Raw genomic sequence first — 13147 nt, 5'->3', positions numbered from 1 at the left:
GAAGCGACATGGGCGACTGGAAGCCGGCGCCGCGGATCGTGAGTGTTTCGTGGGGGCGGATGGAGGTCGAAGGGGTCGGGATCGGCAAGGACTTCAAGGTGTACCCAGGGGGAGGGCGGGCCTGGGACTGGCGGGAGACCGGCACGAACCACGATCCCGGGATCCAGCCGGCGGACGTGCAGGAGCTGCTCGACCACGGGGCGACCATGATCGTGCTGTCGCGGGGCATGGAGGAGCGGCTGAGCGTCGACCCGGCGACGCTGCGGATGCTTGCGAGCAGGGGTGTCACCGTGCACGTGGCGGAGACGACCGAGGCGGTGGAGATCTACAACGAGCTGATCGGGGAAGGGCCGGTCGGCGGCCTGTTTCACTCGACCTGTTGAGGAGCTTCCAGGTGCAGGAGCAGGCGGTCGAGGAACGGGGCCTGGCTCTTGGTGAGTTTCGTCCTGGCCTCGTCGACGGGGACCCAGGCGACCCGGTCCAGCTCGGGAAACGAGCGCATCACGCCTGAGCCCTTCGGGTATTCGATCTCGAAGGTGTTGCTGACGGCGGTGGTCTCGTCGAAGTCGCCTTCCAGGGTGAAGACGGTGACGAGCTTGCCGCCGCTGAGCTTGACCTCGCCGAGGCTGGCGGGGTCGCCGGGTGGTGGGGGTGCGCCGAGCTCCTCTTCGAACTCACGCCGGGCCGCGGCCCGAGCGTCCTCGTCGGGGTCGTGCTCGCCCTTGGGGACGGACCAGCCGCCGGCGTCCTTCCGGGACCAGAACGGGCCGCCCATGTGTCCGATGAGGACCTCGAGTCCGTGGTCGCCGCGACGGTACAGCAGGAGTCCAGCGCTCAGCTTCGCCACGGACCCGATTCTGGCACGGGCGGCCGGACGGCAAAGGCTGGTGGCGGAGATCGGTCCGCCACCAGCCGTGTCGTTCTAGCCCGGGTAGGTCGTGCCCAGGTTGCCGCTCCAGTCGCCCCAGCCGATCTGGCCCGTGTAGTACCAGTACCAGTACTGCAGCGTGCCGCCCTGGCCGTGGGCGAAGACGTAGTGCTGGGCGCCGACGTCGGTGTGGACGCTCGGCGGCCCGTAGATCGTGCCGCCGCCGAAGGACGTGTAGGTGATCGTGGTCGGGGCGCCGGAGCGGCCGTTCCAGCGCCACAGGTGGTTGTCGGTGCCCTGGGCGTAGATCCAGATCTCGTTGGTCGCCCACGACACCGCGGTCGGCTGGCCGAAGGCGCCACCGCCCCAGTTCACGTCGCTGATCGGGGTCGAGGGTCCGGTGCTGGTGAAGTACCAGCGGTGGACCGTCTTGCCGGGGGTGGTGCCGACGCGGGCGAAGACGTTGATCTGGTTCGCGACGACGAGGGCGGTGGGGTCACCGAAGACCGTCTGTGCGTTGGCGAACGCGACGGGCGCCGGCGCGGCGGTCATCGTGCGGGGCTGCTCCCACCACAGGAGGTGGTTGGCCGTGTTGCGGACGAAGACCTCGAAGCGGTTGTCGGTGGTCAGGAACGCCGACGGGGTCCCGTCGGCCGCGGGGGCGCCGTTCCAGGTCTCGAACGCCGGTGCCTGACCGGGTTTCTGATACCAGTGCCGCAGGGTGCCGTCGGCCGCCGGGGTGAAGACGTGCCGTTCGCCGTTGTAGGCGAAACCGCTCACCCCGCCCGTCGCGCCGGCGCCCCAGTCGGCCTTCGTCAGGCCGTTCGTCGGGGACCACCGGTAGTTCCAGAGGTGGTTGTCGGTGCTGCGGAAGAAGACGTCGACATCCGGGCCCACCTGGAACACCACCGGCTGGCTCGCGGCGCTGCCGCCCCAGTCCTGTTCCGCGACGCTCGCGGTCGTCGTGGCGGTGAACCGGATGATGTGCCCGTTGGCGCCGCGTTGGAAGTCGGTGTACCCGTAGGGCACGTTGATGCTGCGCCCGGCGGTGACGGTACTGGAGGCGCCCGCGCTGCCGGTGACCGTGCCGGTCGTCGCCAGGGTGGCGATCTCGTGCGCGGTCGCCGCATGGTCGAACACGTCGACGTCGTCGATGCTGCCCGGGAAGTGGTCGATGCCGGCACCCGCGCCGAGCTTCGACCGGCCGATCTGCAGCGGGCCGTAGGCGTTCCACGGGGTGGGCCGGGATCCGGTGGCGGCCAGCACGCCGTTGACGTAGAGCCGCAGGACCCCGCTCTCGTCGTAGACGCCCGCGAGGTGCGTCCACACCCCGGCCACCGGGTTGATCGCCGCGGTGGCGCTCAGGTAGGTGGTGGAGCCGCTGTCGGCCGCAGTGAACAGGAACCGCCACTGGCCGGGCGCGTAGCCGAGGATGAACCCGGACTGGTTGACGCCCTGCTGCTCGACGGCGGTGTAGTAGCCGCCGGTGGTGTTGAGCTTCACCCAGGCCGCGACGCTGAACCCGCGGTCGGTGCGCACGACCGGCTGGGTGGTCGCCGCGTACTGGTTCGTGCCGTTGAGCGCCAGGCTCTGGTCGCCGGGGCGCACGGTGCGGCCCGGTCCCCGGGTCGCGCCGCCGGACACGGTGGCCGGGTTGTCGCCGTAGTCGTCGAAGACCCCGGTGCCGGTCTCGTCGAAGCGCCAGGCGGCCCGGCGTTCGGGCTTCTCCGACACGGTCCAGGTGCGCTGCATGGTCGGCGCCGCGAACTCGGTGGGCCCGGACAGCGCCGTCCACAGCTGCGTCACCCCGGCGATCTGGCCGCCGGCGAACGCCGCCAGGTCGTCGCGACCGTCGGCGTTGAAGTCGGCCGACTGCAGCTGGCTGACCTTCCGCGAGTCGAACGCGGTGCCGGCCGGCCACGCGGTGCCGACGGTGGAGCCGGTGGCGGTCGACGTGACGACAGTGAGGCTGCTCGTGGTCGCGCCGGTCTCCGTCAGCGCGAGGAGGTCGGTGCGCCCCCGGCTGTTGGTGGTGTCGCCGTCGAAGTTCCCCGCCGCGAAGTGGCTGCGGTCGTAGTCGGCGGCGACCGTCGTCGCCGCGGTCGGCACGCCGTTGGAGCCGACGAGGCCCGACATGTACTTCCAGATCTCCGTCGTGGCCCCGTTCGCCTTCAGCAGCGCGAGGTCGGTGTGACCGTTGGCGTCGAAGTCGCCGGCGACCATGTCGTAGCGCCCCCACACCCAGCCGAAGGCCTGGCTGCGCCATGAGGTCGGGTTGTACTGGCCGGTGCCGGGGTCGCGGTCGAAGCGGTAGATGTTCCAGCCGCCGGCGCCGTTCTCGCGCAGGACGGCGATGTCGGTGTCCCCGTCGCCGTCGAAGTCGCCGGACTGCGCCTTGATGCCGGCCAGGGTCCACAGTGGATCTCCGGCGGGGCTGGTCCACAGGACGATGTCCGCCACGTCGAACCGGTTGCCTTTGGACTGCAGCAGGTACAGCCGCAGCCGCCCGTCCGGGTCCTGCCGGAACAGGGCGTGGTCGCTGAGGCCGTCGCCGGTGAAGTCGCCGCCGACGAACCGCATGGTGACGAACGACGAGCCGTCGCGGCCGGTGTCCCAGCCGACGGTCTGGGTGGACAGCTGGATGTTGCCGTCCGGCGCGGCGCCGTCGGAGGTGAGCGTCCAGGCACGGAGCCGGTCGCCGCCCGCGTCGATGATCGCGGAGATGTCGCCCTTGCCGTCGCCGTTGACGTCGCCGCGTTTGGCCGTCGGCACCGCGCCGTTGTCGTTGGCGAGCAGGTAGTACGGCTCGGCGCTGGCCAGGCTGACGTTGCCCGCCCGGTCCTCGGCCTGCACGTACAGCTCGGCCTCGGGATAGCCGGTCTCCGGGTTCGTCCACAGGGTGATCGGCACGGTCGCGTCGCCGTCCTCCTGCGCCGGCACCCAGCCGGTCAGCTTGTCCGCGGCGAAGCCGTAGCGGTATCCGGCGATGTCGGTGTCACCAGTGGCGTGGCGGAAGGCGATGCTGCCGGTCTCGCCGGTGTTGCGGATCGGCACCCCGTTGGGGAAGTCCTCCGGTCCGGCCGGGTCGCTCGCCAGGCGCACGACCGGGTCGATGGTCGGCAGGCCGGGGCCCTGGTTGTCGACGATGAAGAAGCACCGGTTGCTCCAGGCGCTGAAGCCGGTGCCGTCGTTCGTCCGGGCCCGGTACGAGTACAGCGTGTTCGCCGTGAGCTTGCCGGCCGGGACCGGATGCCAGGCGGCCGACGATCCGTTGGCGACGTCGAGGGTCTTGGCGGAGTGGACCACGGTCTCGGTGGCGCCCTGCAGCACGTTGAGCTCGCCGTGCAGCGTGTTCGCGTCGGTGTCGTTGAGCAGCGCGGTGAACGTCGGGGTCAGCATCCCCGCGGGCATGCGGGTGGGGCGCTGCTCGGAGCCGCAACCCGTCGGCGGGACCGTGTCGAGCTCAGCCGGCACGTTCGGGGTGGAGTTGTACTCCACCGTCAACGCGGCCGAGAACGGCATGAACTGCTTCCACTGGTACCGGTCGCCCTCGTCGACGGCGCGCAGGCCGAAGGTCATCTGCGCCCCGTAGGCGCCGTTGGCCGCGTTCTGCACGACGGAGTTGATCGCCGGGTACTGGTCGCTGGACCAGTACATGTTCATGTCGGGCTGGTTGCCGCCGGCGCAGCCGTTGCCCTGGTTGGCGTGGCCGCCCTGGCTGCCGAGGTGCCAGTTCCATGTGCCGCTGCCGGAGGAGTTGTTCCACGTGACGGCGTTGGAGCCGTACACGTTGGCGGTGGAGTACAGGTACGTGAGCGTGTCGCCGCAGCTGGCGGAGTGGTCCAGCGTGATCGAGAACGTCGAGCGGGTGACCTGTTTGCCGGACAGCGTCGGGGTGCCGAAGAGGAAGAACGACCGCCACGGGGTCCTCGTCGTGGCCCAGTACGAGTAGCCGACCTTCGCCCGGTCGCGATCCTCCGACCAGTACGACTTGCTGGGGTTCGCGCTGTTGATGTGGGTCCAGGCGCCGTTGTTGACGACGATCGCGGAGGGGTCGACGAACACCGGGAAGTTGAGGTCCGACCGGCCCAGCATGGCGCGGTCGGGCACGATCGTGATGTCGCGGCCGGTGACGACCGAGCGTGCCGTCGCCGTGTGCGCCGGCTGCGCCTGCAGCCGCTGCTCCTCGGTCGCGTCGGCGGGTAGCAGCGGGGTGTCCCACATGGACGGTGGGTCGCCGGCGAAGACCTCGTTGCCCTCCCGGTCCTTCAGCACGAACCCGCCGTCGGCGCGTGCGGTGAGCGTCAGCTCCTTCGTCTTCACGCCGAGGGTGAGGCGGCGCAACGCCTCACTGTCTGCGGCGGCGCGGTCCTTCACGACGAAGAGCTTGCTGAAGCCGGTCCGCTGCGCGGTGACCCGCAGGTCGATGCCGGGCAGCACCTCGGGGTAGACGACCGAGTCGCCGTCGAGCCGCGGCTCGGGCAGCGGCTTCGGCCAGGTCAGGGTGAACTCGCGGCCGTGGTCCCGGACGCGGACGACGTCACCGTTGCCGCCGCCGGAGAACGTCAGGTCGACCGGGCCGGCCTTCGAGCGCACCCCGCCGTCCGGCTCGCGCTGCAGGGCCAGGTCGACCGGCACCCACGCCTTGCCCCGCTGGACCCGCACCGGCACGGTGTACTGCCGCATCGTGTAGGTGCCGGACGGGTTCGCGAAGTACTCGGTCGTCTGGGTGCGCCGCTCGAGGATCTCGACCGGTTTGCTGGTGCGCTTGGCCTCGGTGAACAGCTGCGCGGTCGGCACCTCGGCCGCCGTCGCTCCCGGTTGCTGCTGCGCCGGCTTCCCGGCGGCCGGTGGTGGCGCGGTCGGCGGCTCGTGCCCGCCGAACTGCGGCCAGTTGATCACGGCCGCGGCGGTCAGGACCGCCGCGATGGACAAGACCGGCCATCGCCGGGCACGGCTGCGCCGCGTCCCCTGTGTTGTCACTTCTGTGCCCTCCCCGTGGGTTTGTCGCCGCACCCGCATACGGCGCATGGGCCGCCCGTCTGGGCGACCCACGCGACATCTGCTGTTCACGACGTCGACATCGTCGGTGCGTTTGCGCTGGCTGGATGGCCCGTCGCGGCGCTCCACGGTGTCGTTGGGCCGGAGCTTAGAACGATGAACGTGAAAATTTCAATGCCTTGTGCATCGCCGCATTCGCATGCATGATCCCCGGTACGACCGCTCTCCGTGAGAGTGGTTCTACGGCTCGTAACGGGGAGGATGCCGTGGACAGGTCCTTGGTTGCTGCTGCGCGGACGGAAGTTCCGCCGGTTCGCCCTCGCGGTCGGCGACGACGACGCGCGATTTCGATGCTCATCGGTGTGCTCAGCGTCACACTCGCCGCAGGGGTTGTCGTGACCATGCCGGCGCACGCCGCGCCGGTTGACCCGTTCGTGGCCCAGCCGGACCAGGTCGAGCGGATCGTCCCCGAGGACAAGAGCCGCAAGAACACCGTCAAGCAGATCGCCGACGCCGAACAGGACATCGCCCTCAAGGCGAGCCCGGCGGTGGCGTGGCCGAAGGCGGAGACAGCCACGATCGACCTGGCCGCACGGCGGCTCGCGGCCGAACCGGCGCGGACCAACGGCGACACCGTCCGGGTGGCCAGGGCGGGCCCGACCCGGGCCGGCGGCAGCCCCGTCCTCGTCGGCGACGCCCGCGGCGAGGTGCAGGGGGACCTGCGCAAGGTGCCCCTGGCAGGGCCGAAGGCGGTGCAGGTCGAGGTGTACGACCGGGCCCGCACCGCGAAGTCCGGAGTGGACGGTCTGCTCCTGCGGGTGTCGCGGCCGGACCGGGCGATGAGCAACGACAAGATCGCCGTCGAGGTCGACTACAGCGGCTTCCGCGCCGCGTACGGCGGCGCCTGGAGCTCCCGGCTGCGCCTGGTCGAGCTGCCCGAGTGCGCGGCGAGTACCCCGGAGCTGCCCATCTGCCAGGAAAGCCGGCCCGTCGACGCCACCAACGACGCCCAGGCCGCGCGCATCGGCGGTGACGTGACCCTCGCCGGCGGCGCGACGAAGCTGCTCGCCGTCCAGGCCGGCGTCTCGGGCAGCGCCGGCAACTTCGCGGCCACCTCGCTGACGACCTCGTCGTCGTGGGGTGCGGGCGGCTCCACCGGCGAGTTCACCTGGTCCTACCCGCTGCGCGTGCCGCCGGCCAACGGCGGGCCGAGCCCGAGCATCAGCCTGTCCTACGCGTCCAGCGGCGTCGACGGCCGTACGAACGCGGCGAACAACCAGACGTCGTGGATCGGCATGGGCTTCGAGTTCGCGCCCGGGCAGATCGAGCGGCGGTACAAGCCGTGCGCGTCCGATGTGGAGGGCGCGGCGAACAACAAGACCCGCCCGACGGGTGACATGTGCTGGTTCTCCGACAACGCGAGCATCTCCCTGAACGGCCACTCCTCGGAGCTGGTCCGGGTCGGGACCACGAACTTCTGGAAGCTGAAGGACGACGACGGCACGATCGTCGAGCAGAAGTTCGACGGGGGCCGCAACAACGGCGACGACAACGGCGAGTACTGGATCTTCACCTCGCCGGACGGCACCCAGTACTACCTGGGCTACAACCGGCTGCCGGGCTGGAACGGCGGCGACGAGACCAAGTCGACGTTCACGCTGCCGGTGTACGGCAACCACCCTGGTGAGGCGTGCTACAACGCGTCGTTCCAGGCGTCGGCGTGCCGGCAGGGGTACAAGTGGAACGTCGACTACGTCGTGGACGTCAACGGCAACACCCTGTCGTACTTCTACGACCCGGAGACCAACAACTACGCCCGCTACGGCGAGGCGAACAGCCCCGACTGGTACACCCGCGGCGGGAACCTCAAGCGGATCGAGTACGGCCAGCGCAGCAACGCCGTCACCAGCACGCCGGCCCTGGCAAGGGTGCTGTTCGAGACCGGTGACCGGTGCCTGCCGAACACGAACTGCAACGACGCGTGGAACTGGCCGGACACGCCGATGGACCTCAACTGCGCCGCGGCGCCGTGCACGCAGACGTTCTCCCCGGCCTTCTTCACCAAGCGGCGGCTCAAGCAGATCGACACCGAGGTCCTCAACAACAACGGCGTCGGCTACCGGCCGGTCGACCGGTGGACGCTGCGCCACTCCTACGTCAGCGGCGACGCGACGACCGGCTACGCGCTGTGGCTCGACGGGATCACCCAGACCGGCCGCGGCGCCACGCCCGAGATCGTCATGCCCGAGGTCACCTTCGACGGCACCTTCCTGCCGAACCGGGTCGACGACCTCGCCAACAACATCGCACCGCTGAACTGGCGCCGGATCATCGGCATCACCAACGAGAACGGCGGCACCCTCGCCGTCCGCTACGCGCCGACCAACTGCTCGCGCACCAACCTCCCGGCGTCACCGGCCACGAACACCCAGCGCTGCATGCCGGTCAAGGGCAGCGACGACGCGTTCCCCAACCGGATCGACTACTTCCACAAGTACATCGTCGACCGGGTCACCCAGTCGGTCTCGGGCTACACGGTGCCGGCGGTGACCCAGGTCGTCACCGACTACGGCTACGTCGGCGACGCCGCCTGGCGCTTCGACGAGCTCGACGGCATCACCCCCGAAGAGGACAAGACCTGGTCGCAGTGGCGCGGCTACGGCACCGTCGTCACCTACACCGGCGACGGCGTCGACGGCACCCGCGGCAAGACCGAGTCGCGCTTCTACCGCGGCATGCACGGCGACAAGACCGCCACAGCAGGCGTCTACAAGACGGTCAACGTGACCGACTCCAGGGGCGGCTCGGTCCCCGACGAGGACCGCTTCACCGGCCAGACCCGGGAGACGACCCAGTTCCTGGACGACACGACCCGGCTCAGCACCACCATCGCCGACTTCTGGGTGTCCGCGGCGACCGCGTCGCAGAACCGGCCGTGGGGCACCATCAACGCCACCAAGACCGGCACCGCCGCCACCAGCTCGTTCACCTATCTCAGCCCGACGAACGTCCGCGAGACGCGGGTCGTCAACACGATCGCCGCCGACGGCACGATCACCGCCGTGCACAACCAGGGCGTCGTCGGCGACACCACCGACGACCAGTGCACGAAGTACACCTTCGCGTCGAGCGCCGTCGCGTTCCTGCCGAACCGGCCGGTCCGGGTCCAGCAGCTCAGCGCGGCCTGCTCGGTGGCCGACCCGCCGAAGGCCGACGTGCTGTCGGACAGCCGCACGTACTACGACGGCTCCGACGTGCTCGGTTACGTCGGCGCCCGCGGCCTCGTGACCCGCGTCGAGGCGCTGAACGGGTTCACCGGCGCCAACGCGAGCAGCGCGACGTACCAGACGGAGTCGAAGGGGGTATACAACGCCGACGGCAACATGACCGACTCGTACGACGCCAAACTGAACTTGACGAAGACGGAGTACACCCGCAACGGCAACGGCCCGATCACCCGCATCACGACGACCGATCCGATCGGCCACGTCACCTACGTCGACTCGGACCCCGCGTGGGGTGCGCCGATCGTCAACGGCGACTCGAGCAACGCCACCGCGCTGGGCGACGTCAAGGCGGAGGTCGAGCTCGACGCCCTGGGCCGGGTCCTGGGCGTCTGGGGAGCGACGCGCGTCCGCGGTGTGGACACGCCGGACACGACCTACCAGTACCTGATCCAGCGCAACGCCCCGCCGGTCGTGGTGTCCACGACGTTGCAGTCACCGTCGGGGGCTCTGGCCCCGCAGTACACGTCGAAGTACGAGATCTACGACGGGTTGCTGCGGCTGCGGCAGACGCAGGTCGCCAGCCCGTCCGGTGGGCGGTCGGTCAACACGATCGACTACGACAGCCAGAACCGGATCGTGAAGCGTTCCGGCCCGATCAGCAACGACGCGCCGTCGGGCTTCACGTATCTGCCGATGAACGAGGCGTCGCTGCCGAACCAGGTCCGGACCGTGTACGACGGCGCCAGCCGGGTCACCGCCGAGATCCTGATGGGCCACAACGCGTCCGGACTGTTCGAGAAGTGGCGTACCACAACCACCTACAACGGCGATCAGATCAGCACGACCCCGCCCGCCGGCGCTGGTGCGGCCACGGTCACGTACGACGCGCAGGGCCAGGTGTCGAGGCTGTGGCAGTACAAGACCGGGGTGCCGACCCCGTCGGACCCGAACAGCTACGACGAGACGAAGTACACCTACAACAAGGACGGCCAGCAGAGCGTCGTCGAGGACTCCGCCGGCAACAAGTGGGAGTACTTCTACGACGACCTGCACCGCACCAAGGAGACCCGGGAACCCGACCGGGGCACGTCGAAGGTCGAGTACAACCAGTACGGCGAGGTCAACAAGACCATCGACGGTCGCAACAACGTACTCAGCATCATCTATGACCTGGTCGGCCGTCCGGTCGAGCTCAAGGACGTGACGGTCACCCCGGAGAAGCGCCTCGCGACGTGGACGTACGACACCCTGAAGAAGGGCCTGCCGACGTCGTCGTCGCGGTGGGTCGGCAGCGACGAGTACCGCGACTCCGTGGTCGAGTACGACCACGCGATGCGGCCCACGAAGACCTCGGTCGGCATCCCCATGATCGAGGGTGGTCTAGCCGACACCTACCTGTATGAACACACGTACAACTTCGACGGTTCGCGGAAGACGACGAAGCTCCCCGCCGCCGGGAACCTGCCCGCGGAGACGCTGACCTTCGGGTACAACGTGTGGGGTCTGCCGTTCTCGCTCACCGGAGCGTCGTCCTACGTGCAGGCGTCGGCGTACAACTCCTTCGCGGAACCGTTGAGCGTGACGGTCGGCGCCACCGGCGCGGGGAACCGTTCGCTGTTGCTGCAGTTCACCTACGAGGAGGCGACCCGCCGGCTGGCGTCGTCGTCGGCCCGCCCGAACGGCGGTGCGTCGGTGTACAACGCGAAGTACACCTACGACCCGGTCGGCAACGTCACGTCGGTGTCGGACCAGCCGGCCCTCACCGGCCAGCCGCAGGACCACCAGTGCTTCCAGTACGACTACCTGCGCCGGATGAGCGAGGCGTGGACACCCGCCACGCTGGACTGTTCGGCCGCCGGCCGCACGGTTGCGAACCTGGGTGGGCCGGCAAGGTACTGGAGCAGCTACACCTTCGACAAGACCGGCAACCGCAAGACCGAGCAGAAGCACGAGCTGCCCGGCGAACCGACCAAGAACTACGTGTACGGCGCCGGGCACAAGCTCGGCAGCACCACCGTCGGCGGCAGCACGCTCAGCTCGTACCAGTACGACGCCTCCGGGAACACCACCCAGCGGGTCGTCGGCGGCAGCACCCAGGACCTGACGTGGGACGCGGAGGGCAAGCTCGCCAAGGTCACCGAGGGCACGAAGATTACCAAGTTCCTCAACGACGCCGCCGGGAACCGGCTCATCCGCCGTGATGACACCGGCACCACCCTGTACCTGCCCGGTCAGGAGATCCACAAGAGCACCGGCGGCGCCGAGACCGGCACCCGCTACTACAGCCACGGCGGCATGAACGTCGCGGTCCGCACCGACGACAACAAGCTCACCTACCTTGCCTCCGATCGGCACGGCACCGCCACCGTGGCGATGGACGCGTCGACCGGCGCCTTCCAGAAGCGGCGTGCCACCCCGTTCGGTGAGGACCGCGGCACCGCCGTCGTCGGCTGGCCCGGCGACAAGGGCTTCATCGGCGGTACGAAGGACCAGTCCACCGGCCTGACGCACCTCGGCGCCCGCGAGTACGACCCGACCCTGGGCCGGTTCATTTCCGTGGACCCGCTCACGATCCCCGAGGACCCGCAACGGCTCAACGGCTACGCGTACGGCAACAACGCCCCGATCGTCAACGCCGACCCGACCGGTGAGGCGTTCCCCGGCGGCGACGGGGGCTCGCAGACCGTCGACGAGATGAAGAAATACCCCCCGGCCGGCGGCACCGGTCTGAGCCCGGAGGACATGGAAGCCCGCGCCGAGGCCGAGGCGACCAAGAAGAAGTCGATGATGGACCTCATCCTCGAACAGGGGCTGAAGTTCCTCCTGGACTTCCTCGGCATCAGCGACATCGTCGACTGCATCAACACCCGCAAGGTCAGCTCCTGCGTCAACGCCCTGATCGGCATGTTCCCATCAGGCCGGGTCCTCAAATCCCTGAAATCGATCGTCAAAGGTGTCGAACGGGCGTTCTCCGCCTATCAGGCCTGGCAGAAGGCGATGAAAATCGCCAACGACGTCATCAAACGCACCGACGACCTCATCGCCGCCGCCAAGAAGAAGGCCGACGAACTCGCCGCCAACATCGGCGCCGGTGCCAAGAAGGCCGACAACGGCCCGGGCGGCCTCGCCGACGACGCGGGCAACGCCGCCGGCGGCGGTGCTGGCAAGGGCGGCAATCCCAGCAAGTGTGGTGGCAAGGGCGCGGGCCACAGCTTCGATCCGGAGACGCCCGTCCAGATGGCAGACGGCTCCGTCAAACCCATCAAAGACGTCAACGCCGGCGACGAGGTCGTAGCCACGGACCCGGAAACGGGTCGGACGACGACACGCGTGGTCGAGCGTCAACACGTCAACTTGGACAGTGACCTCGTCGATGTCACGCTCGCCGACGACGACGGTGTCGAGACCCTGCACACAACTGAGCGTCATCCGTTCTGGTCCGTGACCCGCCAGGCATGGGTCGATGCGGCGGCCCTTCAGCCGGGCGAGCAGGTCCATACGCTCGACGGCGTAACGGTGGTCGTTCTCGAGGTCCAGCTCCTCGACGCGTCACGGGTCATGCATGACCTCACCGTTGCCGAGATCCACACGTACTATGTGATGGCCGGTAGTGAGCCGGTCCTCGTCCACAACTGCGGCGACAGCGAGCACTCGACTACCTGCGAGTGCGACTCCGGTGAGCAGGTGCGCTGGAAAACCGGAAAGTTCGGCAACAGCAACGGCGGCGGACAAGTAGGTGCCGCCGATGAGGTCAATGCGTGGGACCAGCTTGAGTTCGATGGCGTCGAGGAGGTAGTCCGCCAAGAGGTCAAGGTCTGGATGCCGCCCTTCAAGAAGGCGCGAAAATACGACGGCCTTGTCAAGGTCAACGGGAAATGGTACGGGATCGAGACCAAGGGCCGTAATGCGAAACGAGATCCGCATCAAAGGGCATTCGACGCGCAGTTGAACAAGGACGGGTGGACAGTAACCACAAAAGCCGGTCAGGTGCTGCACGGAGTGTTCGATGTCTGGATCATCAAATGACGTTCGATCTGGCTGTTGCGAGAGT

4 protein-coding genes are annotated in these 13147 nt (G+C 68.9%); 2 read left to right on the top strand and 2 right to left on the bottom strand.

Annotated features, from left to right (window positions below):
• Positions 1-8: 8 nt before the first annotated feature.
• A complete protein-coding gene (locus tag ABZS58_RS44010) occupies positions 9-383 on the top strand; it encodes an Mth938-like domain-containing protein (protein WP_354790066.1) in 375 nt (124 codons plus the stop codon).
• Here the strand turns inward: ABZS58_RS44010 and ABZS58_RS44005 are convergent.
• Complete coding sequence (locus ABZS58_RS44005; protein ID WP_354790065.1) at positions 368-847, bottom strand: NUDIX domain-containing protein; 480 nt, start codon at positions 845-847, stop codon at positions 368-370. The genes ABZS58_RS44010 and ABZS58_RS44005 overlap by 16 nt on opposite strands.
• A gap of 75 nt (positions 848-922) precedes the next feature.
• Positions 923-5803, bottom strand: coding sequence for a LamG-like jellyroll fold domain-containing protein (locus ABZS58_RS44000; RefSeq protein WP_354790064.1), 4881 nt, complete (start codon positions 5801-5803; stop codon positions 923-925).
• A gap of 428 nt (positions 5804-6231) precedes the next feature.
• Between ABZS58_RS44000 and ABZS58_RS43995 the strand changes: the two genes are divergently transcribed.
• Positions 6232-13122 carry a polymorphic toxin-type HINT domain-containing protein gene (locus ABZS58_RS43995; protein ID WP_354790062.1) on the top strand — a complete coding sequence of 2297 codons (6891 nt, stop codon included), beginning with the start codon at positions 6232-6234 and terminating at the stop codon, positions 13120-13122.
• Positions 13123-13147: the final 25 nt, after the last annotated feature.

It is taken from the genome of Dactylosporangium sp. NPDC005555 (genome assembly GCF_040605635.1).
Classification (GTDB): Bacteria; Actinomycetota; Actinomycetes; order Mycobacteriales; family Micromonosporaceae; genus Dactylosporangium.
This window is presented reverse-complemented; position numbering and strand designations above follow the sequence as displayed.

Bases quoted from the DNA above. Each gene is read 5' to 3' on its own strand.
- ABZS58_RS44010 (WP_354790066.1), top strand. From the start codon at position 9: ATGGGCGACTGGAAGCCGGCGCCGCGGATCGTGAGTGTTTCGTGGGGG.